The organism is Phytohabitans flavus, from assembly GCF_011764545.1.
Classification (GTDB): Bacteria; Actinomycetota; Actinomycetes; order Mycobacteriales; family Micromonosporaceae; genus Phytohabitans; species Phytohabitans flavus.
On sequence record NZ_AP022870.1, the window covers coordinates 7,562,089 to 7,584,081 of the forward strand.

The window sequence follows — 21,993 nt, forward strand, 5'->3', positions numbered from 1 at the left end:
GCGTGGTGAGCACTGAGACAGCGCCGGTCTCGTGGGACCGGGCGCGGTCGCTGGTCTACACGGCTGGCCTGGCCGCCGCCCAGCCGGCGGTGCAGGTGCCGCTGGCCGAGGCCGACGGGCACACGCTGGCCGAGCCGCTGACCGCGCTGACCGACCTGCCCGCTTTCCCGACCTCCAGTGTGGACGGTTGGGCGGTGCGCGGCCGCGGACCGTGGCGCGTGGTCGGGCGGGTGCTCGCCGGCAGCAGCCCGGCGCCGCTCGACGAAGACGGCACCACGGTCGAGATCGCCACCGGCGCGATGCTGCCGGAGGGCGCCACTGCGGTGCTCCGCGTCGAGGAGTCGGTGCACACGCCCGACGGCCACGTGACCGGCACGCCCCGGGCCCAGCCCGAGTGGCGGATGCCGGGCGACGAGGCACACCGGGGTGAGGTGCTGCTGCCCGCCGGCGCCGCGGTCAATCCGGGCGTGGTCGGCCTGGCCGCCTCGTGCGGCTACGACATGCTGCCGGTCCGCCGCCCGCCGCGCTCGGCCCTGCTGGTCTTCGGCGACGAGCTGCTCACGACCGGCCTGCCGGGCGCCGGCCGGGTGCGCGACGCGCTTGGCGCGCCGGTGCCGGCCTGGCTGCGGCGGTACGGTGCGGAGCCGGGCCTCTTCGTCGGGCCGGTCGAGGACACGCTCGCCGCGCACGTCGCCGCGATCCGCAAGGCGCTCGACAGCGCGGAGCTCGTCTGCACGACCGGCGGCACGATGCGCGGACCGGTCGACCACCTCCATCCGGCTTTGCAGGAGCTCGGCGGAGAGTACGTGGTGAACACCGTCGCGGTCCGCCCCGGCTTCCCGATGCTGCTGGCCCGGGTGCCCGGGCCGGATGGGCGGGCCCGCTTCCTCGCCGGCCTCCCCGGCAACCCCCAGTCCGCGATCGTCGCGCTTGTCTCGCTCGTGGCGCCGCTGATCGCCGGCCTGCACGGGCGGCCCGAGCCGGTGCTGCCCACGATCACGCTGGCCGAGGCGGTGCCGGGCCGCGGTGAGTACACGCATCTGGCCCTGGTCCGCGTCGATCCGGTCGACAACGTCGCGCACCCGGTGCGGCATGTCGGCTCGGCGATGCTGCGTGGGCTGGCGCAGGCGGACGGGTTCGCGGTGATCGCGCCGGGGACGACCGGCGAGCCGGGAGCGACAGTCCCGTTCGCGCCACTTCCTCTCTTCCTGGGCGAACGACCATGACCGAGCCCTCGGCCGTCGTCCTGCTCGCGGTCACCGACCAGCCGCTCGACCTCGCCGCGCACGAGGCGGCGGTCGCCGAGCGGCGTGCCGGGGCGGTGGTGTCGTTTCAGGGCGTGGTGCGCGACCACGACCACGGCCGCTCGGTGACCAAGCTGGAGTACGAGGGCCACCCGACCGCCGAGGCCGTGCTCCGCGAGGTGGCCGCCGAGATCGCCGCCGACCCCGACGTGTACGCGGTGGCCGTGTCGCACCGCATCGGTCCCCTTGAGATCGGCGACGCCGCGCTCGTGGCGGCGGTGAGCACCGCGCACCGGGCCGCCGCCTTTGCCGCCTGCGCCCGTCTCGTCGACGAGGTGAAGGCCCGGCTGCCGATCTGGAAGCACCAGATCTTCACCGACGGTACCGACGAGTGGGTCAACTGCCCCTGAGCGCATCGTCCGTCTGGCGCGGCTTCTCCGGCTCGGGCTGGCGGGCCGCACGCCGGGATGGCTCGTACGGACGGCGGGGTCGCAGCACAGTGTTGCCCACCGCATACGCCGGGCCGTAGAACACCGGCTCGGCACCGGGGCGCCAAGGCAGCGCAGCCACCAGCACGATGATCGCCAGCGCGAGGGAGTTTTCCATCAGCGCGCCCCACAGCCCGTCCGCGTAGTGCGAGACCTGCGGCAGGCGATGCTCGTACGGCCAGATGGGCGAGCGCACGAAGAGCAGGAAGAGCGCCACGGCGGCGAGTGCGTGCCGCATGCCGGTGAGCGCCGGGAACCAGATCGGTGTGCGCAGCCCGGTGAGCGCGATGAGCCCGGACGTGCCTGGGCCAGCGCGCCGGATCGGGCCACGGCTGGCGTCGCGGCGGCGCAGCGTGGCATCGACAAGGATGACCATTGCCGGGATCACGTAGAGCAGGTGGTGCGACCACGAGATCGGGCTGATCACGTTGGTCGTCAGGCCCACCAGCGTGAACGCCGTCAGCTCGTCGCCGTCCCCGTGCGCGTGCGTGGCCCGGGAGAGCCCGACCGCGAGCAGCAGCAGCGAGAACGTCAGCCACAGCAGGGCGGGCGCGGTCACCGAGTCATACATCCGGGCGAGCACGCCGGCGAGCGACTGGTTGGGCGTCATGTCGGCCTCGCCCACGCGCTCGGTCTGCCAGAGCACGCTGGTCCAGTACGTCATCGACTCGCGACCGGCCACCGCGAAGGTCCCCACGGTCACGCCGATCGCGGTGGCGATCGCGGTGAAGGCGACCCGCCACTGGCGCGTGATCATCAGGTACACGATGAACAGCGCGGGCGTCAGCTTGATCGAGGTGGCCAGGCCGATGCCGGCACCGGCCCACGCCCCGCTGGCGAAGAAGCGGGCGAGCTGGCCGCGCCCATAGAGGAGCGGGTTGCTCCGGCCCCGGGACCGCCAGCGCAGCGCCACGAGGTCGGCGAAGATCAGTGCGAACAGCAGCAGATTGACCTGGCCGTAGCCGAGCGTCTCGCGGACCGGCTCGGTCGCGGTGAACAGCGCGGTGGCCACACCCACGACGAACCAGAGGGACCACCCGTAGCGGCGGGTGATCGGCGCGAGCAACGCGGCCAACACCACGGCGAGCGCGGCCAGGCTGGCGATGATGTTGATGACGCCGGCCGCCTTCACCGGGAGCGGCGCCATCGGCAGCATCGCGATGCCGGCGAAGGGTGGATATGTGTAGCCGAGGGTCGTGTCTGGATGGATGTACTTGTAGAGCTCGTTACCGCCCGCCCACCAGACCACCGCGCCGTGGTAGATCTTCATGTCGAAGAAGTCGTACGGCCGCCCATACGCCTCGATGGCGCGCCACGCAGCGTAGAAGGCCCCGGCAACAATGCCGATCCGTACGACCACCCACAGGTCGATACCACTAAGCACACGGCGGACTGGGGCGAGGCGGCCCATCCGTCTCCCGACGGTCGCCGGCATGGCGTGGCCACCCCCGTACAGATGTCGTACTTCCCACCCAGGTCCGTCTAGAAGCCTAGAACGGCCTGTCACTCCAGTACCTCCTGCGTTACCCGACCGTGTCCGATCCCACACTGGTTCGCGACATTTCCAACGGGTTAACGTACGGTGTGTAGTTCAGGTGATTCGGGCGAGTTATCCCGGCAGGTGACGGCCCATCGACACCGACTTCACCCGGATCCGCGCGTCCCGGCGCGCGGATCGGACGCCACGCTGTATCGAGCGACGTTGATCACCCATGAAGCGTCCCGTACGGTAGCGCAGGCTCGGCCGTCCCTCCGTGTCGAGAGCCGCCAGCAGCAGCCCGCCGAGCATGCCGATGTTCTTCATGAACTGGACCCGCTGGGTACGCCGCTGCCTCGGATCCCGCTGCTGCCAGAACGCGTGGCCGGCGAGCGTCGTCGGCACCACCGAGCCGGCCAGCACGACCGCGGCGGCGCGCCTGCCCCGCCCAGTGGCCAGGAGCAGGCCGGCGAGCGTCTGGACAGCGCCGTTGAACCGGACCAGGCTGCGGGCGTCGCGCGGCATCTGGACCGGCGCCTTGCCGATCAGCGGGGCGACCTGGTCCGTGACCCGCTTGGCTCGGGGCACCAGCGGGTCCGGGTAGACCATCGCCTGCGTGCCATTGGCCACGAAGATCGCGCTGAGCATGGCGCGCGCCACGGAGCGTACGGGTCTCATAGGCCGCTGATACCCGGTACCGGTGCTGCTTATCCCACGGTTCGTAGGTATCGACCGAAGTGCGGCACGGTGAACGCGACCGTGCCCCGCTCGCCGGAGTAGATGAGCCCCTTCTTGATGAGCGCGTCGCGGGCCGGCGAGAGGCTGGCCGGCTTGCGCTGGAGCGCCTTGGCGATCTCGGCGGTGGGGACGGCGGCGTCCATGTCGTCGGCTGGCTCGCTCGCGGAGAGGCTGGCCATCGCCCGCATGTACTCCCGCTCGGCCGGAGTCGCCCGCTCGTACCGCGAGCCGAAGAACCCCACGGCCAGCTCCCCCTCGGCCTCCGGCGCGGCGACCCGCACATCCTCCGCGGTGATCGGCGAGCGGGGCGCGTGGTCCCAGGTGGCCTTCCCATACGCCTGCACGAAGTAGGGGTAGCCGCCGGACTTCTCGTACAGCAGGTCAAGCGCCTTCTGCTCGTACTCGACCTCTTCCCGAGAGGCCGGCGCGCCCAGCGCCTGGTCGGCGGAGAGCCGGTCCAGCCTGTCGATCCGCTGGTACCGGAACAGCCGCTCGGAGTACGACTTCGCGGCGGAGAGCACGGCCGGCAGGTGCGGCAGCCCAGCGCCGACCACGATCAGCGGGGCGCCGAGCTGGGAGAGCTCGTGGCAGGCGGCGCAGAGCGCGGAGATGTCCTCCGGCCCGAGGTCCTGCATCTCGTCGATGAACAGCGCGATGCCGGTGCCCACGTCCGTCGCCACGCTGGCCGCGTCGGTGAAGAGCTCGACCAGGTCGATCTCGATGTCGCCGGAGTCTGCCCGCCCGGCCCGCGCCGGCGCGTCGATGCCCGGCTGCCACCGGTCGCGAAGCTTGGCGTTGGCCGCGTTGGCGCGCAGGGCGAACGCCTTCAACACGCCGAGGAAGTCGTCGATCCGGTCGGGCGCGCGGTGGTGCGGGGCCAGCTCGCGGACCGCCATGTGCAGCGCCGCGCTGACCGGCCGGCGCAGCGACTGGTCGGGGCGGGCCTCGATCTTTCCGGTGCCCCAGAGCCGGCCGATTGCCTGCGAACGCAGCGTGTTGAGCAGCACGGTCTTGCCGACGCCACGCAGGCCGGTGAGCACCAGGCTGCGCTCGGGGCGGCCGCGGGCCACCCGCTCGAGCACGACGTCGAAGACCTCTAGCTCGCGGCCACGGCCAGCGAGCTCCGGCGGGCGCTGCCCGGCGCCCGGCGCGTATGGGTTGCGGACCGGATCCACGTATCGCACCGTATCGGCTCGTCTAGGGCAGAACCTAGAAAGGCGTATAGGTGTGTCGCGACGGAATCGACATAAAAATAGCGCCGTCTAGCATGATCGCTAGACGGCGCTATAAGCGACTAGCGCTATCGCTGCTTCAGGCAGAGCACGAAGTCGAGCGGGTTGAGCTCGCTGTCGAAGAAGTAGTGGAACTGGTAGCCCTGAACGTCTTCGCACTTCGTCTCGTAGTCGATCGTGCCGTCGAAGCGGGCCAGCACCTCGAACGTCTTGTCGCCACACTCGACGACCTTGAGCTTGGGCTCGTCGTTTGTGCCCTCGTTGACCACGCACTGGCCGGCCTTGACGAAGCGCGCGTCGGTGGAGTCACCCGGCGCTGGGCTGGGTCCATCCGAGGGGTCTGCCTTGGCGCTCGGGTCGGCGGCCTGCGATGAGGTGGGCAGCGACTCACCGCCGGATGGCTCGTCGGAGCCGCCCAGCTTGATCATGGCGGCCACGCCACCTGCGACCACGAGTAGTGCCAGCGCCACGACCACGACGATCAGCGTGCGGTTGCCCCCCTTGCGCGGCGGTGGCGGGGGCACCGGCTGGCCCCAGACCGGCTCGGCCGATGGCATCGCGCCGTAGCCCGGCTGCTCGTACTGCCGCGTGGCCCCATAGCCCTGACCCTGGTCGTACCCCTGGTCGTAGCCGCCCCCCTGCTGGTGGCCGGGCTGCTGGTAGCCCCCCTGGTCGTACCCTCCGCCCTGGTCGTACCCGGGGTAGGTGCCGGGCGATGTGGGACCGGGCGGGGTCGACGAGGGCGTACCGCCCCACGGGTCCGGCTGTCCGCCCCATGGGTCGGACGGCTGCCCGTACGGCTCCTGCTGCGGCTGCCTCCCCCAAGGCTCCTGCGGCGGGCCGGGATATGACCCGTAGTTCGACATGTGACAGCCCCTCCCCGACACTGCGATGTTCCCGGTCACCGTAGCGTGGTGACCCCCTAGCGATACCTCCCGGAACAGCGCCAATCTCTCAGAGCAAGCGCAGCTGGCGGTCCTTGGGGCGGCGCGGGCCGGCGTCGCCGAGGCGCTCGAAGAGGCCGCCGTCGATGGCGTCCAGGAACGGTGTCGGTCGGGTCTCCCGCTCGGTACCGAAGCGGGTACGGCGGGCGGCGTGGCTGATGTAGAGGCGGTCCTGTGCCCGGGTCACGCCGACGAAGAAGAGCCGCCGCTCCTCGGCCAGCTCCTCCTCGGCCGGTGGCTTGCCGGGCAGCCGCAGCGGGAGCAGCCCGTCTTCGCAGCCGACCAGGAACACGATCGGAAACTCAAGGCCCTTGGCGGCGTGCAGGGTGAGCAGCGTGACCGCCTCGGCGCGCGGGTCGAGCGCGTCCACCTCGGCACCGGTGGCCAGCTGCGACAGGAAGAGCTCCAGGTCGTCGCCACACCGCTGGGCGAGCGGGGTGAGCACCTCGACGGCCGACCAGATGTCCTCGGGGGTGTTGGCGACGGGCCCGTCGAGCGTCGGCGCGGTGAAGCGCTGGGCCAGCACTTGGCCGGCGAGCCGTACCCGGGCCGCGATCGAGCCGCCGAGCCCGCCGGCATGGCGCAGCTCACGGGCGATCGCGCCGACGCCGGGCCGGTCGCGCAGCCGGTTGTGCGAGCGCTTCTGGACCGGCATGCCGGCGCGGGAGAGCGCCTCGATGACCGGGGCGGCCTGGGCGTCAGTGCGGTACAGCACGGCGATGTCGGAGAACCCGACCGTCGAGGTCCGACCGTCTATCCGCCCGGAGTCGAGCGAGCGGTGCGAGACGCCACCGACGAGCTCGTCGACGGTACGGCGGACGAAGTCGGCCTCGTCCGCGGCCGAACCCGCCGGGTACAGGCCGACGAGCGGTGCCTCCGGGTCGAGCCGGGCCGGGTCGAGCCGCCGCCCGTTGACCAGCGTGGAGGGTGCGATCGCCTGTACCGCCGCCGCGACGATCGGAGCCGCCGAGCGGTAGTTGCGGGTAAGGCGCACCAGCCGGGCGTCGGTGAAGTCCTGGGAGAAGCGCAGGAAGTACGTGACGTCGGCGCCGCGGAACGAGTAGATCGCCTGGTCCGGGTCACCGATCGCGCACAGGTTGCCGTCCGCCGGGCTGAGCAGGCGGAGCAGCTCGTACTGGGTGGCGTCGACGTCCTGGTACTCGTCCACGAAGATCCACCGCCACCGCGCGCGGTAGGTCTCGACCAGCTCGGGGTCGTCCCGTAGCAGCGCAACCGGCAGCTCGACAAGCTCGTCGAGGTCGACAAGGTTGTGCTGGCGGAGCGCCTTTATGTACGTGTCGTGGTCGTCGCCGGCCTCGGCCCGCGCCTCCGCCCGCTGGGTGTCGTCGGCCACCCCGAACCCGTCGGCGAGCCCGGCCGCCTCGGCGTGCTCGCGCAGGATCGCGAGTCCGAGTGAGTGGAAGGTAGCCACCGTGACGTCCTCGGCGACCGGACCGAGTAGCCCGTCGAGCCGCTCGCGCAGCTCCTCGGCCGCTCGCCTGGTGAACGTGATCGCCAGGCACTGCTCGGGGTAGACGTGCAGCTCCGCGCAGAGGTACGCGATGCGGTGGGTCAGCGTACGGGTCTTGCCGGTGCCGGGGCCGGCCACGATCAGCAGCGGCCCGCCGGGCGCGGAGGCGGCCACCCGCTGTAGCGCGTCGAGCCGATCGAGCAGCCCGGTGCCGACCTCCTCCATGCCGGAGAGCATCGGCTCGAACGGCTCGTGCGGCGAGGCGGGCGCCGCGATGGGCGGCTCCGCCTTCGGTGCGCGCCGCCGCTCCGGGGCCTTGGGCGGCTCCGCCTTGCGTCGAGGGGCCGGCTCCGCGGGGCGGCGCTGGGCCGGCACGGGTACGTCGAAGAGGGCGTCCGGCTGGTGCGCGTGGCCGCCGCGGGACAGCTCACCGGGCTGGAAGATGGTGATCACGCCATACTCGCCGTCGTACCCGGGGAGTCGCCGCACCTGGCCGCGGCGAAGGCGCCCGATGGCCTCGGCCAGCAGCTCGCCGCCGGCCTGCCCGATGTCGGCCAGGGGTGTGCCGGTGAGGATCCTCAGCTCCGGGCCGAGCGCCGCGACAAGCGTGTTGACCTGCCCGTCTACGGTCTTGGAGCGCGGGCCCACCCCGTTGATCTCGCCGACGATCTGCGGCAGCGAGAGCAGGTGGGTGACCTCCTTGGCGCCCAGGCGCGGCTCGGTGCGGTCGGCCAGGTCCTCGACCCGGCTGAGCACCCCAACGGTCAGCGGCTTGCCGCACTCCGGACAGAGGCCGCCCGCGGCCCGGGTCTGGTCCGGCTGCCAGTTGACGCCGCAGGCGCGGTGGCCGTCGGCGTGGTACTTGCCCTCTTCCGGGAAGAACTCGATCGTGCTGTGCAGCCCATCGCCCGTGCGCAGCGCTTCCCGGATGCCGAAGTAGTCGCGCGGCGCCGTCAGCACGGTCGCCTCGCGGGCCAGGGCGGGCGGCGAGTGGGCGTCCGAGTTGGACACGAGCTGGTACCGGTCCAGGCTGGACACCCGCCAGTTCATCTCCGGGTCGGAGGAGAGCCCGGTCTCCACAGCGAAGATGTTGTCGGCCAGGTCGGCGTAGCAGTCGGCGATAGCGTCGAAGCCCGACTTGGAGCCGAGCGCGGAGAACCACGGGGTCCAGATGTGCGCCGGCACCAGGTATCCGTCCGGGCTCGCCTCCAGCGTGATCTCCAGCAGGTCACGCGAGTCGAGGCCGAGGATCGGGCGGCCGTCAGCGCCCAGGTTGCCGATCCGCCCGAGCGCGGTGTTGAAGCGGGTCACCGCGTCAAGGTCGGGCAGGTAGATCAGGTGGTGCACCTTCCGCGTACGGTCGTCGCGCTTGTAGATGGTGGAGATCTCCACGCTCAGCATGAACCGCACCGGGTCGGCCTCGGCCGCGCTGGCCAGGCGCGGCGGCAGCCGCCGGGCGATGTCGCGCTCGTCCTCAGGGCTGAGCCGGTAGAGGCCCGGCTCGGCGGGGTGCAGCGTCTCGCGCAGGTGGTCGTACCAGGCAGGGTGGGTGAAGTCACCAGTGCCGAGCACGCTGACGCCTTTGCGCCGGGCCCACCACGCGAGGTTGGGAAGATTCAGGTCGCGGCTGCAAGCGCGGGAGTACTTCGAGTGAATGTGCAGGTCAACGACGTAGGGGTCGCTGCCGGTCGAGCTGCCCTGAGGTGCAACGCTGAACGGAGGCACGCCGCATAGTGCCACGACCGCGTCGCTTGGCGCGCGTTGCCACGCGCGCGTGACGGCCACGACTGGCTGTTCAGCTCTACGAGGGTGACCTGTGGTGCCGGCGGGTCAGCCGCCGGCGAAGGGGGAAGGACGTCGACGGTCACCCCGGCTGGTAGGGCCGCCCGGCGGTCGTGGCAGGCAACGCCGTCGACCAGGAAGCTGGCCGCCTTGAGTACGCCGCCGAGCCGCTCGCCGCGGCGAGCGGTCAGCTCGGCCGCCAGGTCGTCGAGGCAGAGGCCGGCCGGGGCGGGCTCCTCGGGTACGCCGGCGGCGGCTCGCGCGCCAGCGAAGTAACGCACGGTAATCGAGTCGCCGGACATGTCAACCGCCGATCGCCGACATCGGGCGGGCCGGCTGGAGGAACGTCGGGTCGTCGATGCCGTGCCCGGCCCGCTTGGCCCACATCGCGGTACGCCAGCGGCGGGCGATCTCCTCGTCGTCGGCGCCACCGCGCAGGGCGCCCCGGAGGTCCGACTCCTCCCTGGCGAAGAGGCAGTTGCGCACCTGGCCATCGGCGGTCAGCCGGGTGCGGTCGCAGTCGCCGCAGAACGGGCGGGTCACGCTGCCGATCACGCCGACCTTCGCGGGCCGGCCGTCGGACCCGGTGAAGCCGTCGACGAGCCAGGTCTCGGCCGGTGCCCCGCCCCGCTCGGCCGGGTCGGGCAGCAGCGTGAACTCCGCCTCCAGCGTGGACAGGATCTCCTTGGCAGTGACCATGCGAATGCGGTCCCAGGCGTGCTGGGCGTCCAGCGGCATCTGCTCGATGAACCGCAGCTGGTACCCCTCGGCGAGGGCGAACCGCAACAATGCCGGCGCCTCGTCCTCGTTGATGTCCCGCATCAGCACCGAATTGATCTTGACTGGGGCGAGCCCCGCGGCCTGCGCGGCGGCGAGGCCGGCCAGCACGTCGGGCAGGCGCCGCCGGTGGGTCAGCCGGTCGAACCGCTCGGCGTCCAGCGTGTCCAGTGAGACGTTGACCCGGTCGAGGCCGGCGTCGCGCAGGGGCCGGGCCAGCTTGTCGAGGCCGATCCCGTTGGTGGTGAGCGAGAGGCGGGGGCGAGGGCTCAGCTCGGCGGCGGCCGTCACGATCTTGGTGAGGCCGGGCCGGATCAGCGGCTCGCCGCCGGTGAAACGCACCTCGTCGACGCCAAGCCGCTCGACCGCGACCCGGACCAGGCGGATCACCTCGTCGTCGGTGAGCACCAGCGAGTTGGGCAGCCAGGCCAGGCCCTCGGCCGGCATACAGTATGTGCAGCGTAGGTTGCACCGGTCAGTCAGCGACACCCGCAGGTCGGTCGCCACCCTCCCGTACTGGTCGACGAGACCCGCGGTGGTCATCTCTCGACGTTACCCCGTCAGCCTCGCAGAGCGGCCTCAGCCGTTGTGCGTACAGCAGATCGGTACGCCCCGCCGAACAGTGCGGTGTGGACGAGCATGAGGTGCAGTTGGTGTACGGGCACCCGAGCCTCCCAGCCGGCCGCGAGGGGCCACGCGTCCTGGTAGGCGGCGAGCACCCGGTCCAGGTGCGGCACGCCGCCGAAGAGGGCGAGCTGGGCGAGGTCGGTCTCGCGGTGGCCGCCGTGCGCCGCCGGGTCGACGAGCCAGGCCCGTGCGTCGGCCGCCCACAGCACATTGCCCGGCCACAGGTCGCCGTGGACGCGGGCGGGCGGCTCGCTCCCGCCGTACCCGTCGATGCGGCTGATCACCTGCTCGACCAGCGCGACCTCGGCCGCGGAGAGCGCGCCGCCGTCGGCCGACATCCGCAGGTAGGGCACCAGCCGGCGCTCGGCGAACCAGCCCGGCCAAGGGCCGGGCGAAGGGGTGTTGTCCGCGGGCAGCGCGCCGATGAAGCCGGGCCACTCCGCCCCGAACGCGCCCGCGCCGGCCCGGTGCGTGGCGGCCAGGTCGCGCCCGAGACGATCCGCCGCCTGTGGCGTCGCCGCGCCCGGCTCCACCCATTCCAGGGCCAGCATGTCGGGCAGTGCGGCGATCACTTCCGGGACGGGCGCGCCGCCGGCGTCGCGCAGCCACCGCAGCCCTGCGGCCTCCGTTTCGAAAAACCCATTTGGTACGGGCTGCGCCGCCCCGCCCCACGATTTGGCGAACAGGGATGCGCCGTCGTCGAGCGTGAGCCGGGAGGCGGTGCAGATGCTACCCCGGGTACCGGCGTTTCCCGGATGCGCTGATGGGTCAGGAATGCGGGGAGATGCTCTGGATGCGCCCGGAGGTACGCGAGGTCCATGCCGTCCACTCTTACCAAGTGGGTGTCGCCACCGGTGTAACAGGGGTAAGCATGACTTCATGGCGGTGACGATCCGGTCGTACCGGCCCGGCGATCACAGCGCCGGCCGGCGGTTGTGGGTCGAGTTGGCCGAGCGGCACCGGGTGCTCTACAACGACCCCGGCTTCGGCGGCGCCGACCCCGGTGCGGCCTTCGAGGACTATCTGACCCGGTTGGACCTGTCCGGCATGTGGGTCGCCGACCACGGCGAAGACGGTGTCGTGGGGCTTGTGGGCCTCATCATGAAAGGCCGGGCCGGCGAGGTGGAGCCGGTCGTGGTGACCGAGTCCCGCCGCGGCCAGGGCATCGGCCGCGCGCTGCTCGAGCATGTCGCGGACGAGGCGCGCCGGCGCGGGCTGACGTCCCTGACGATCTCCCCGGAGTCGCGCAATGTGGACGCGATCCGGAGCTTGCACGCGGCTGGGTACGACGTGCTCTCCGCGCTCCAGCTCACGCTCGATCTTGGCCGGCGGGAGCAGGTCGGGCGCCAGGACATTGATATACATGAGCTTCGATTTAAGTCCTGAGCTGCCCAGCTACTGAGCGTGCCTGTGGATAACCCGCGTGTTATCCACAGGGTCTACTGATCTCCCCCTGGTCACCGCCACGCTCCTCCGCATGACTCCGCTTGCCCTCCGGACGCCGGCCGACCTGATCGGCGCGGTCCCGTTCCTGCTCGGTTTCCATCCGAGCGACAGTGTCGTGGTCGTGGGGCTCCGCGCCCGCCGAGTAGTCTTCGCCGCCCGGGGCGACCTGGATGAGCCGCCCGGCTTCGTGGAGTACGTGACGTCGGTCGTCATGCGGCAGGACATCGACACAGCCGCGGTCGTGGGCTACGGGCCGGACGAGCAGGCCCGCGAGCCGGTCACCGCCATTCGCGGAGCGCTGGAGCGCCATGGCGTCGGTGTGATCGACGCGCTCCGCGTGGCCGACGGGCGCTACTGGTCCTACGCGTGTCCCGGCGAGGGCTGCTGCCCGCCGGACGGCACGGCGTTCGACCCGGTGGCCAGCCCGGTCGCCGCGGCCGCCACCCACGCCGGCCACGTGGCCCTCCCCGACCGCGAAGCGCTCGTGCGGCAGATCGAGCCGGTCGGCGGGCCGACCCGCGAGTCGATGCGCCAGGCGACCGACAGCGCCACCGCGCGGCTCGCCGGTCTGCTGGCCGCGTCGCCACCGGGCGACCTGCTGGGCAGCCGGGCGCTGCGCCGGCTGGGTGTCGCCGCCGTGCGGCAGGCGATGCGCCGCCACCGCGAGGGCGGCCACCTCACCGACGACGAGGTGGCCTGGTTGACGGTGCTGCTTGTGCACCTGCCGATCCGCGACTACGCGTGGGAGCGGGTCAGCGCCGACGAGTGGCACCTTGAGCTCTGGGCCGACGTGCTGCGCCGGGCCGAGTCCCACCTGGTGCCGGCACCGGCGAGCCTGCTCGCGTTCGCCGCCTGGCGGTGCGGGCAGGGCGCGCTCGCGCTCGCCGCTGTGGAGCGGGCCAAGGGCGCTGACCCGGCCTACTCGATGGCCCGCCTCCTCGACGACGTGCTGCACCACGGCATCCCGCCCTCTACCCTGGACGGCTTTCCGGTGCCGGCGCACGCCCGGGCTGGCAGCCGCCGCCCGCGCCGCCGCGCCAGGTCGGATTCGCTATGACTTGATCCGGTGGTGACCCGTGTAGACGTTCATCGTCTCGCCGCGCAGAAAGCCGACCAGCGTCATGCCGGCCTCGGCGGCCAGGTCGGCGGCGAGCGTGCTGGGCGCCGACACCGCGGCGATCACCGGCAGCCCGGCCATCCACGCCTTCTGGGTCAGCTCGAAGCTGGTCCGCCCGGAGACCAGCAGCACGTGGCCACGCAGCGGCAGCCGCTGCTCCCGGGTCGCCCAGCCGATCAGCTTGTCGACCGCGTTGTGCCGGCCCACGTCCTCGCGCAGCGTGATCAGCTCGCCCGACGGCGTGAAGAGGCCGGCCGCGTGCAGCCCGCCGGTGCGTTCGAAGACCCGCTGGGCCGCGCGCAGCCGGTCCGGCAGGGCGGCCAGCACCCGCGCGTCCACCCCGACCGGGTCGCCGGCCACGTCAAACTGCGACCGGGTGCGGATCGCGTCGATGCTCGCCTTGCCACATACGCCACAGGAGCTGGTGGTGTAGAAGTTGCGGGCCGGGTCGGTGTCCGGGGGCGGCACATGGCCGGCGAGCACCACGTCCACGACGTTGTAGGTGTTGGGCGTCTCCGCGCCGGCACAGAGCTGAGCGGTCACCACGTCGCCGGCCTGCCGGATCACGCCCTCGGTGAGCAGAAACCCGATGGCCAGGTCGAGGTCGTCGCCGGGCGTGCGCATGGTAACCGCGAGCGGGCGCCGGGGCGCCGGCCCGGCCGGCCCGACCCGGATCTCCAATGGCTCCTCGGCGGCCAGCGTGTCCCGCCGCTCGACGGTGCCCTGCCCAGCCGTGTCGATCCTGAGGACCGTACGCCGGTCCGTCGCCCTGCCCATCCCTCCATCTTCCTTGACTCCCCAATTCGTGCCACCTGTTCGCGGATGGCCCATCGCAGCGAGGTCAGCCTCCGAAGCCCTGCACAGAAGCCGGGGCGGGTGCCTGTCCGTTACGGTCGGGCATATGCGGGACTATGCGGCGGTCGTGCTGGCCGGCGGTGCCGGGCGTCGCTTGGGCGGGCCCGCCAAGCCCGCGCTGCCGGTAGCCGGCCAGAGCATGCTCGACCGCGTGCTGCGCGCCGTGCGGGACGCGGCGCCGGTGGTCGTGGTGGGTGACCAGGCCGTACCCGCCGGAGTCCTCGCCACCGTCGAAGACCCGCCCGGCTCGGGCCCGGCAGCCGCGACCGCCGCCGGCGTCGCCCGCCTCCCCGAAGACGTGGCCGAGGTGGCACTCCTCGCCGCCGACCTACCCTTCCTGACGCCACCCGCGCTCGACCACCTGCGACGCGCGCTCGAAGCATCCACAGTGGACGGCATGCTCTACGTCGACGGCGACGGTCGCCGCCAGCTCCTCTGCGGCGTCTGGCACACCGCTGCCCTGCGCGCCGCGCTACACCGCCTGGCAGGCGCGCGCGGGCTGGCGGGCGCCTCGATGCGGGCGCTCTTCGCGGAGCTGAACGTCGGTACGGTTGCCTGGACCGAGCCGGGCCCACCACCCTGGTTCGACTGCGACACCGACGACGACCTGCGGCAAGCGGAGGAATGGGCCCGATGACCCTGAACGAATGGACCGCGGCGGCCTGTGCCGAGCTCGGCCTCGACCCGGCCGACGCCAACACCAAGCTGGTGCTCGACCTCGCCCGTGACGTCGCGCACAACGTGCTGCGCCCGGGTGCGCCGGTCTCCGCCTACCTGCTCGGCCTGGCCGTGGGTCGCGGCGCCGACCCGGCCGATGCCGCCGCCCGCCTGACCGCCCTCGCCGAACGCGCCAGGGCCTAGGCCCTAGACCGGCTCGAGGCGGATGACGATCTGCTTTGAGGTGGGTGTGTTCGAGCCCTCCGCCGTCGAGTCCAGCGGTACCAGCACGTTCGCCTCCGGGAAGTACGCCGCGGCGCAGCCCCGGGCGGACGGGTAGGCGACCGCGCGGAAGGCCTTTGCCCGGCGCTCGACCCCGTCCGTCCACTCCGAGACCAGGTCGACCATGTCGCCGTCGGCCATGCCCAGCGCGGCGAGGTCGTCCGGGTTGACGAACACCACGCGCCGGCCCGCCTTGATGCCGCGATAACGGTCGTCCATCCCGTAGATCGTGGTGTTGTACTGGTCGTGGCTGCGTACGGTCTGGAGCAGCAGCCGGCCCTCGGGCACCCGGATGATCGACAGCGGACCGGCGGTGAAGTGCGCCTTGCCGCTGGGCGTCGGAAACTCCAGCCGGTCACGCGGCGGGTGCGGCAGCGTGAAGCCGGCCGGTTCGGAGACCTTCGCCTCGAAGTCGTCGAAGCCCGGGACCACCAGCGAGATCACCTTGCGGATGGTGCGGTAGTCGGCCTCGTACGCGGCCCACGGCACCGGCGACTCCGGCATGAGCGCGCGGGCCAGGCGGCTGACGATCGCGATCTCGGAGAGCAGGTCGGGGGAGGCGGGGGCGAGGCGGCCACGGGAGGCGTGTACCGACGACATCGAGTCTTCGACGGTCACGAACTGCTCGCCCGACTCCTGCCGGTCGCGCTCGGTACGGCCCAGGCAGGGCAGGATGAGGCTTGTGGCGCCGGGCACCACGTGCGAGCGGTTGAGCTTTGTCGACACGTGCACGGTGAGCGCGCACGAGCGCAGCGCCGCCTCGGACACCGCCGTGTCCGGGGTGGCCGCCGCGAAGTTGCCGCCCAGCGCCATGAAGACGCGCACGCGGCCGTCGCGCATTGCGCGGAGGGCCTCGACCGTGTCGTACCCCAGGCGGGTCGGCATCGGCACGCCGAGCAGGTCGCCGGCGGCGGCCAACCACGGCGGCGGCTCGTGCCAGATGCCCATCGTGCGGTCACCCTGCACGTTCGAGTGGCCGCGCACTGGGCAGAGGCCGGCGCCCGGCTTGCCGAGCATGCCGCGCAGCAGCTGCACGTTGACGAGCTCGCGGATGGTGGCGACCGACTCGCGCTGCTGGGTCAGGCCCATCGCCCAGCAGACGATCGTCGCGTCCGAGGACGCGAACATCCGGGCCGCGGCCACGATCTCTTCGCGTGAAAGGCCGGTCGCCGCCGCCACGTCAGCCCAGTCGAGGGTACCGAGAACGGCCGTGTACGACTCAAAACCTGTCGTGTACCGATCCACAAAGGACTGATCCACGGCGGCCCACTCGACCAGCAGCGCGCCGATCGCCCGGAAGAGCGCCTGGTCGCCGCCGACCTTGATTTGCAGGAACTGGTCGGCCAGCGGCGTGCCCTTTCCGACGATCCCGCGCGGCTTCTGCGGGTTGCGGAAGTTGATAAGCCCCGCCTCGGGCATCGGGTTGACGGCCAGGATCTTCGCGCCGCGGCGTTTAGCCTCCTCCAGCGCGGAAAGCATGCGCGGGTGGTTGGTGCCGGGGTTCTGGCCCACGACGACGAGCAGCTCGGCGCGGTGGATGTCGTCGAGCGTCACCGAGCCCTTGCCGATGCCGATCGTGCCGGAGAGCGCGACGCCGGACGACTCGTGGCACATGTTGGAGCAGTCGGGCATGTTGTTCGTGCCGTGCACCCGGGCGAGCAGCTGGTAGAGGAACGCCGCCTCGTTGGAGGTGCGGCCGGAGGTGTAGAAGACGGCCTCGTCCGGCTCGGCCTCGCGGAGGTGCGCGGCGGTCAGCGCGAACGCCTCGTCCCAGTAGATGGGCTCGTAGTGGTCGGAGCCCGGGCGCCGCACCATCGGCGTGGTGAGCCGACCCTGCTGTCCCAACCAGTGGTCGGAACGCTCGGCCAGCTCGGAGATCGGATGCGCGGCGAAGAACTCGGGCGTGACCCGCCTCAGCGTGGCCTCTTCCGCGACCGCCTTGGCACCGTTTTCGCAGAACTCCGTGTGCGAGCGCGCCCCCGGACCCGGCTCCGGCCAGGCACAGCCGGGACAGTCGAAGCCGCCGGCCTGATTGACGCGCAGGAGGGTGAGCGCGGTGCGGCGTACCCCCATCTGAGCAAGCCCGGCGCCCAGCGCGTGGGTGATCCCCGGCAGACCGGCCGCCGTGCGTTTTGGTGCGTCCACCCGCAGGTCACGGTCGCCTGCGTCGTCGCGGGGTGCCCCTTTCGCCATGGCTGCACAATAATCCCGTACCGGATGGACGCCCCGTGGGCAGTCCGCGTTCCCAAGCGCTCGGTAGGGTGTGGCTGACGGACGGGAGGCGATCATGACCGAGGACCAGGGCAGAGCCGGCATAGGCGGCGAGCGGCAGGCCCAGGAGACAATCCTGCTCGATGAGCCGACAACGGCCGACCTGCGCTCCAAGGTGACCGAGGCGTGGCGCGAGTTCGCCACCGCGCTGGCGGCCATGCTCGCCAAGCTGCCTTCCGGCGCCAACGTGGAGCTGACCCTCGACCCGACCGCGTCCGGCACCGGCGACGCGGTGTACTCGGTGACCGTCGGCGTCGCTGACGAAGGCGGGATCAACGCGCTGGCGGTGGGCAACGCCAGCCTCCCGCCCGGGTACCGGATGGACCGCGCCGCGGTCGCCAACCTCGTCGAGCTCGGCTGGTCGCCGCCCGGCGTGGTCGAGGGCTCGGGCGACCAGTTCGGCCTTCGCTCGTCCACGTCGGAGGCCGTCCGCCTCGCCACCGCGATCTCCCGGACCCTGCGCGACGTGTACGGCGCACCGCATCCCGCGTTCCTCGTGTACCTCGTGCACGACGCCGAGGACGAGCCGCTGCCGGTCGAGCCGCTCGGCACCGCACGCCCCGAGACCCTGCTGGACGAAGAAGAGGTGGCGCTCGCCGAGCGGGTCGTACGCGGCACCGAGTCCGACGAGGTGATCGCGCTCGACGAGCAGGTCCGCACCGTCGTGGCCGCGATGATGAAGAGCGCGCCCGACCAGCTCCAGGTCGACTCCGACGGAGACATCGGCATCCGCGCCGGCTCGGCGATGGTGTTCGTCCGGGTCCGCGACAACCCGCCGCTTGTCGACGTCTTCTCGCCGGTGCTGACCGAGGTGGACCCGACCGAGCAGCTTTACGTCAAGCTGTCCGAGCTCACCAACCGGATGCCGATCGGCCGGCTCTACTGCACCAACGACACTGTGTGGGCATCGATCCCGGTGTTCGGCCGCAACTTCCAGCCCACCCACCTGATGCTCGCCGTCCAGGTGATGACCGGCCTCGCCGACGAGCTGGACGACCGGCTGCACGGCGAGTTCGGCGGCAAGCGCTTCTTCGGCGAGGGTGACAAGCCCGCCCACCGCGATGAGGACGACCACCGCACCGGGATGTACCTCTAACCAACCGCTAGCGCTTCTCCCGGCGGCAGCGGTCGTCGTCTTCCGGCTCGGGCACGCGGTCGCGCGCCGCGCGGGCCGGGAGGTGGGCGACCGCCCACCCCTTGCGTTCGGTGGCCGGGTCGCTTCCCAGCGGTGCTGCCATCACTAACTCCAACTAAGCCAAGCTCGGGTGTCCAAGGTGGACATCTGGGTGGCCATGAGGCCGCTGTCCGAGACGGTCCACAGCTCGTCGCCGATGACCAGGGAACGGCGAATCATGCCCTGGCCGGGCTGGTTTGACCTGTGCGAGACGGTCCCCACCTCGGAGATCGCGGTGTCGCCAACCCGCAGCACAAGCGCGCCTTGACTGCTCCGGTCCCGCTCCCACACCGACAGCGGCATCACCAGCAGGCGCTCCGCCGGCCAGTAGAGGAAGGCGTGCGGGTCGTACTCGGCCTCCGAGTAGGCGTTTTTCACGTGGTGCTGGGCGAGGCGGGTCGGGCGGTCCAGGTTGGACACGTCGAAGAGCGAGACCTGGGCGCCCTGCACCCGTCCCTGATCCGATGCCTCCTGGCCGACGCCGATCACGCGGCCCGGCTCGGTGGGATGCAGGTAGGCGGAATAGCCCGTGATCTTCAGCTCTCCCGCCACCCGCGGCTTGGCTGGGACGGAGAGGTCCACTGTGTACAGCGGGTCGGTCTGGCGGAACGTCACCACATACGCGGTGGTGCCGGCGAAGCGTACGGCGTAGATGCGCTCGCCCTTGCCCAGCCCGGTGATCTTTCCGACCTCGGGCATCGACTCGCCGGCCAGCCGCAGCACGTACACAGTCGAGCTGGACTTCGGCGACGCGCCCCAGGTACGCCCGCTGGTGGTGGCCACGCGCAGGTGACCGTCCCATTCGGACATCGCGTACTGGTTGATCAGCCACCCCTGCACCGAGCCGGCGCCGACGTACACCGGGCGGCCGGACTGCGAGATGTCGAAGCGGTAGATCTCGGTGACCTCGTCCTCCGGCTTGGGCTCCCTGTCGCTCTGCTGGAGCCGGGGCATCACCCGCCACCGCTGGTCGTTGGCGACGTAGAGGCTGGCGCCGTTGCTGTACACGGTGTCGCCATCGGCGACCACGCCGACCGGGTCGCCGTCGCCGAGGCTGTCCGTGCCGAGGTCGAAGCTGAGCACGGTGACCATCGAGGTGCCGGAGTACGTGGCCGGGCGCGAGTAGCGATCGCAGCCGACCAGGCCCTTCGAGGTCTTACCGCCGGTGGTGACCGTGTACCTCGGGAACCAGTCCTCCGCCGTCGCCTTGTCGATGACCCGCTGGTTGGCGATCAGCCGCTGCTTGTCGGTGCCGTGCTCCCGGTACGGGAATTCGAGACGCGGGGACGAGCGCACCACGACCCGGGCAGTCCCGCCGATCTGGCGCGCGTCCACCAGACCGCCGTCCAGCTCGTAGTCACTGATTTTCTTGGGTGCACCGGAAAGGTTCACGAGCAGGAGCCGCGCACCCGAGGTGCCGGCCGGGCCAGCGACATCCGCGCGGCTGGCATACCCGCCGCCGCGGATCAGCACCAGCGCACGGTCGCCGTGCAGCAGCAGTGTGCCGTCGCCCCAGCGCACCTGATCGCGGTCGCCGCTGGTGGCCAGGTCGAGCTCACCGGTGAGCTTGCGGGAGGCAGCGTCGACCACGCGCAGGACGCCCTGCTGGATCGTCACGATCCGCCGCCCGTCGGTCTTGACCAGGTCCGGCTCGTCGACGCCGGCCTCATGAGTGTTGGTACCGGAGTAGCTGGGTGCCTTGTTCACCGCGCTCGATCCGGCGGCGGTGTCCTGCGCGGCAGCCCGCTCGGCGAGGGGTACGGCACCGCCACCGAAGCCGTACGGCCCCACGTACTCCTTGGCCGCCTTCTTCATCCGCTCCAGGCCGTCGGCGCAGGAGTCAAAGGCGACGAGCTTGAACTGCCCAGCGGGCACGACAGGGTCGCGCGGAGCGGGCGGGCTCGCTGGGTCCCCTGAGGACGTACACCCGGCGAGGGCGACAAGCAGCGCGAGCGGCACGCCCGCGGCGACCGCGAGTCTCGGTGTCATGCCGACTTTGACGCCGCGTTCGCGGGAGCCGTTCCCAGCGACTCGGCGCGCGTCAGCTCGGCGCGGCAACCACCGTGGGGGAGTCGACAAGCCGGGAGAGGACGATCGTGCTGCGGGTCGAGGTCACGAACGGCTGGGCGCGCAGCCGCTCCAGCGCGTCCTCCAGGTGCGCGATGTCCGCCGCCCGCAGGTGGACCATCGCGTCCGCCTCACCGGACACCGTGTACGCGCCGACCACCTCGGGGAGGCGCCGCACGGCGGATCCGATCTGGGCCGGCGTGGTGCGCCCGGCGCAGAAGAGCTCCACGAACGCCTCGGTGGTCCAACCCACCGCGGCCGGGTCGATGACCGCCGTGAATCCCCGGATCACGCCGGCCGCGCGGAGCCGGTCGACCCGCCGCTTGACCGCCGGGGCGGAGAGGGAGACACGAGCGCCGATGTCGGCGTACGAGGCGCGAGCATCGGCGACAAGGGACGCAATGATTCGCTGGTCTACGTCGTCGATCTGCAACGTTCCGCCTCTCCGACGCATGACTTTCGGCTGTCACCAAAACATGCAGCGTACCTACTCTTTGTGCGTGAGCCAGCAGCGCATGCCGCGAAACCGGACATATCTCATGTGCCCACCCGAGCACTACGAGGTGTCGTACGCGATCAACCCGTGGATGGACACCGCCACCCCGGTCGACACCGAACTCGCGCTCAAGCAGTGGGAGCGGCTTCGGGAGACCCTGAGCGGCCTCGGGCACAAGGTGCACGTGCTCGCGTCTGAGCCATTCCTGCCCGACATGGTGTACGCGGCGAACGGCGCCTTCACGGTCGACGGCGTCGCCTATGGGGCCCGCTTCAAGTACGCCCAGCGCACCGCCGAGGCGACCGCGCACCGGGCGTTCTACGAGGCCGGCGGATGGGAGTTCCGCTCGCCCACCCAGACAAACGAGGGCGAGGGCGACTTCGCGTACCTGCCAGCGGCGTACGGCGGCCTGATCCTCGCCGGGTACGGCTTCCGCACCGAGCCGGCGGCGCACGCCGAGGCGCAGGACGTCCTCGGCCGCCCGGTGGTCTCGCTGCGCCTTGTCGACCCGCGCTTCTACCACCTCGACACCGCCCTGGCCGCGCTGGACGACCGTAGCGTGACGTACTTTCCGGCTGCTTTCTCGACGGCGTCCCAGCGGGTGCTGCGCCAACTCTTCCCGGACGCGGTGCTGGCCGACGAGGCGGACGCGCACGCGTTCGGGCTCAACCTGGTCAGCGACGGTCGCAACGTCGTACTCAACAGTGAGGCCACCGGCATGGCCCGCAAGGTCGAGGCGGCCGGCTACACACCGGTACTTGTCGAGCTCTCCGAGCTGAAGAAGGGCGGCGGCAGCGTCAAGTGCTGCGTCGCCGAGCTCCGGCCCTGAGCTTTTCGCGGGGGCTGCC

Annotated in this window: 19 protein-coding genes and 2 pseudogenes; 8 read left to right on the top strand and 13 right to left on the bottom strand. The window is 71.7% G+C overall.

The features are described 5' to 3' along the window. Nucleotides 1-5 precede the first annotated feature (5 nt). Both Pflav_RS33335 and Pflav_RS33340 read left to right on the top strand, forming a co-directional pair. Nucleotides 6-1,226, top strand: coding sequence for a molybdopterin molybdotransferase MoeA (locus tag Pflav_RS33335; protein WP_232072199.1), 1,221 nt, complete (start codon nt 6-8; stop codon nt 1,224-1,226). After that, complete coding sequence (locus Pflav_RS33340; RefSeq protein WP_173040734.1) at nt 1,223-1,654, top strand: molybdenum cofactor biosynthesis protein MoaE; 432 nt, start codon at nt 1,223-1,225, stop codon at nt 1,652-1,654. The genes Pflav_RS33335 and Pflav_RS33340 overlap by 4 nt, the downstream gene beginning before the upstream one ends. Here Pflav_RS33340 and Pflav_RS33345 read toward each other — a convergent pair. From Pflav_RS33345 to Pflav_RS33380, 8 genes and pseudogenes are all read right to left on the bottom strand, one after another. Further along, on the bottom strand, nt 1,641-3,167 hold the full coding sequence (locus tag Pflav_RS33345) for a glycosyltransferase 87 family protein (protein WP_173040735.1): 1,527 nt from the start codon (nt 3,165-3,167) through the stop codon (nt 1,641-1,643). The genes Pflav_RS33340 and Pflav_RS33345 overlap by 14 nt on opposite strands. A 174-nt stretch (nt 3,168-3,341) precedes the next feature. After that, nucleotides 3,342-3,887, bottom strand: a complete 546-nt coding sequence (locus Pflav_RS33350) for a DoxX family protein (protein ID WP_173040736.1) — start codon at nt 3,885-3,887, stop codon at nt 3,342-3,344. Between the two features lie 29 nt (nt 3,888-3,916). Further along, nucleotides 3,917-5,122: an ATP-binding protein gene (locus tag Pflav_RS33355; protein ID WP_173040737.1), complete on the bottom strand. Its 1,206-nt coding sequence runs from the start codon at nt 5,120-5,122 to the stop codon at nt 3,917-3,919. A gap of 125 nt (nt 5,123-5,247) precedes the next feature. Continuing rightward, the gene (locus Pflav_RS33360; RefSeq protein WP_173040738.1) at nt 5,248-6,045 is read right to left on the bottom strand and encodes an LppU/SCO3897 family protein; all 798 of its coding nucleotides are present in this window, start codon (nt 6,043-6,045) and stop codon (nt 5,248-5,250) included. 88 nt (nt 6,046-6,133) lie between these two features. Continuing rightward, nucleotides 6,134-9,319 (bottom strand): UvrD-helicase domain-containing protein, encoded by a 3,186-nt coding sequence (locus Pflav_RS33365; protein ID WP_173040739.1) that lies wholly within the window; start codon nt 9,317-9,319, stop codon nt 6,134-6,136. A 119-nt stretch (nt 9,320-9,438) separates the two neighbouring features. Then, nucleotides 9,439-9,678 (bottom strand): annotated as a pseudogene (locus tag Pflav_RS33370) (MoaD/ThiS family protein); the annotation flags it as partial. 1 nt (nt 9,679) lies between these two features. Next, complete coding sequence (moaA, locus tag Pflav_RS33375) at nt 9,680-10,696, bottom strand: GTP 3',8-cyclase MoaA (protein ID WP_173040740.1); 1,017 nt, start codon at nt 10,694-10,696, stop codon at nt 9,680-9,682. A 17-nt stretch (nt 10,697-10,713) separates the two neighbouring features. Continuing rightward, nucleotides 10,714-11,600, bottom strand: a pseudogene (locus Pflav_RS33380) (fructosamine kinase family protein). Between the two features lie 59 nt (nt 11,601-11,659). Here Pflav_RS33380 and Pflav_RS33385 point away from each other — a divergent pair. Both Pflav_RS33385 and Pflav_RS33390 read left to right on the top strand, forming a co-directional pair. Next, the gene (locus Pflav_RS33385; RefSeq protein WP_173040741.1) at nt 11,660-12,166 is read left to right on the top strand and encodes a GNAT family N-acetyltransferase; all 507 of its coding nucleotides are present in this window, start codon (nt 11,660-11,662) and stop codon (nt 12,164-12,166) included. Nucleotides 12,167-12,257: 91 nt separating this feature from the next. Next, nucleotides 12,258-13,283: a DUF4192 domain-containing protein gene (locus Pflav_RS33390; protein WP_173040742.1), complete on the top strand. Its 1,026-nt coding sequence runs from the start codon at nt 12,258-12,260 to the stop codon at nt 13,281-13,283. Here the strand turns inward: Pflav_RS33390 and fdhD are convergent. Then, nucleotides 13,278-14,120: a formate dehydrogenase accessory sulfurtransferase FdhD gene (gene fdhD, locus Pflav_RS33395; RefSeq protein ID WP_173040743.1), complete on the bottom strand. Its 843-nt coding sequence runs from the start codon at nt 14,118-14,120 to the stop codon at nt 13,278-13,280. The two genes, Pflav_RS33390 and fdhD, sit on opposite strands and share 6 nt — an antisense overlap. Nucleotides 14,121-14,244: 124 nt before the next feature. Between fdhD and mobA the strand changes: the two genes are divergently transcribed. Both mobA and Pflav_RS33405 read left to right on the top strand, forming a co-directional pair. Then, complete coding sequence (gene mobA, locus Pflav_RS33400; protein WP_173040744.1) at nt 14,245-14,835, top strand: molybdenum cofactor guanylyltransferase; 591 nt, start codon at nt 14,245-14,247, stop codon at nt 14,833-14,835. Next, nucleotides 14,823-15,059, top strand: a complete 237-nt coding sequence (locus Pflav_RS33405) for a DUF6457 domain-containing protein (RefSeq protein ID WP_377307662.1) — start codon at nt 14,823-14,825, stop codon at nt 15,057-15,059. The genes mobA and Pflav_RS33405 overlap by 13 nt, the downstream gene beginning before the upstream one ends. A 3-nt stretch (nt 15,060-15,062) precedes the next feature. On the opposite strand, the gene Pflav_RS33410 is transcribed toward Pflav_RS33405, so the two are convergent. Next, nucleotides 15,063-17,330 carry an FdhF/YdeP family oxidoreductase gene (locus Pflav_RS33410; protein ID WP_173040746.1) on the bottom strand — a complete coding sequence of 756 codons (2,268 nt, stop codon included), beginning with the start codon at nt 17,328-17,330 and terminating at the stop codon, nt 15,063-15,065. A gap of 94 nt (nt 17,331-17,424) precedes the next feature. On the opposite strand from Pflav_RS33410, the gene Pflav_RS33415 reads away from it, so the two are divergent. Next, on the top strand, nt 17,425-18,504 hold the full coding sequence (locus Pflav_RS33415; RefSeq protein ID WP_173040747.1) for a T3SS (YopN, CesT) and YbjN peptide-binding chaperone 1: 1,080 nt from the start codon (nt 17,425-17,427) through the stop codon (nt 18,502-18,504). A gap of 7 nt (nt 18,505-18,511) precedes the next feature. Here Pflav_RS33415 and Pflav_RS47665 read toward each other — a convergent pair whose 3' ends face one another. The 3 genes from Pflav_RS47665 to Pflav_RS33425 are packed head-to-tail and all read right to left on the bottom strand — an operon-like array spanning nt 18,512 to nt 21,082. Beyond that, nucleotides 18,512-18,646, bottom strand: coding sequence for a hypothetical protein (locus Pflav_RS47665; protein ID WP_269474564.1), 135 nt, complete (start codon nt 18,644-18,646; stop codon nt 18,512-18,514). Nucleotides 18,647-18,648: 2 nt separating this feature from the next. Next, on the bottom strand, nt 18,649-20,571 hold the full coding sequence (locus tag Pflav_RS33420; RefSeq protein ID WP_173040748.1) for a beta-propeller domain-containing protein: 1,923 nt from the start codon (nt 20,569-20,571) through the stop codon (nt 18,649-18,651). A gap of 52 nt (nt 20,572-20,623) precedes the next feature. After that, complete coding sequence (locus Pflav_RS33425; protein ID WP_173040749.1) at nt 20,624-21,082, bottom strand: Lrp/AsnC family transcriptional regulator; 459 nt, start codon at nt 21,080-21,082, stop codon at nt 20,624-20,626. Nucleotides 21,083-21,125: 43 nt separating this feature from the next. Here Pflav_RS33425 and ddaH point away from each other — a divergent pair, with 43 nt between their 5' ends. Beyond that, nucleotides 21,126-21,974: a dimethylargininase gene (ddaH, locus tag Pflav_RS33430; protein ID WP_345069829.1), complete on the top strand. Its 849-nt coding sequence runs from the start codon at nt 21,126-21,128 to the stop codon at nt 21,972-21,974. Nucleotides 21,975-21,993 lie beyond the last annotated feature (19 nt).

Coding starts and splice junctions, on each gene's coding strand:
- moaA (WP_173040740.1), bottom strand. CDS start 10,696: ATGACCACCGCGGGTCTCGTCGACCAGTACGGGAGGGTGGCGACCGAC.
- fdhD (WP_173040743.1), bottom strand. CDS start 14,120: ATGGGCAGGGCGACGGACCGGCGTACGGTCCTCAGGATCGACACGGCT.
- mobA (WP_173040744.1), top strand. CDS start 14,245: ATGCGGGACTATGCGGCGGTCGTGCTGGCCGGCGGTGCCGGGCGTCGC.
- Pflav_RS33405 (WP_377307662.1), top strand. CDS start 14,823: ATGGGCCCGATGACCCTGAACGAATGGACCGCGGCGGCCTGTGCCGAG.
- Pflav_RS47665 (WP_269474564.1), bottom strand. CDS start 18,646: ATGGCAGCACCGCTGGGAAGCGACCCGGCCACCGAACGCAAGGGGTGG.
- Pflav_RS33415 (WP_173040747.1), top strand. CDS start 17,425: ATGACCGAGGACCAGGGCAGAGCCGGCATAGGCGGCGAGCGGCAGGCC.
- Pflav_RS33390 (WP_173040742.1), top strand. CDS start 12,258: ATGACTCCGCTTGCCCTCCGGACGCCGGCCGACCTGATCGGCGCGGTC.
- Pflav_RS33385 (WP_173040741.1), top strand. CDS start 11,660: ATGGCGGTGACGATCCGGTCGTACCGGCCCGGCGATCACAGCGCCGGC.
- Pflav_RS33410 (WP_173040746.1), bottom strand. CDS start 17,330: ATGGCGAAAGGGGCACCCCGCGACGACGCAGGCGACCGTGACCTGCGG.
- Pflav_RS33340 (WP_173040734.1), top strand. CDS start 1,223: ATGACCGAGCCCTCGGCCGTCGTCCTGCTCGCGGTCACCGACCAGCCG.
- Pflav_RS33345 (WP_173040735.1), bottom strand. CDS start 3,167: ATGCCGGCGACCGTCGGGAGACGGATGGGCCGCCTCGCCCCAGTCCGC.
- Pflav_RS33360 (WP_173040738.1), bottom strand. CDS start 6,045: ATGTCGAACTACGGGTCATATCCCGGCCCGCCGCAGGAGCCTTGGGGG.
- ddaH (WP_345069829.1), top strand. CDS start 21,126: ATGCAGCGTACCTACTCTTTGTGCGTGAGCCAGCAGCGCATGCCGCGA.
- Pflav_RS33420 (WP_173040748.1), bottom strand. CDS start 20,571: ATGACACCGAGACTCGCGGTCGCCGCGGGCGTGCCGCTCGCGCTGCTT.
- Pflav_RS33350 (WP_173040736.1), bottom strand. CDS start 3,887: ATGAGACCCGTACGCTCCGTGGCGCGCGCCATGCTCAGCGCGATCTTC.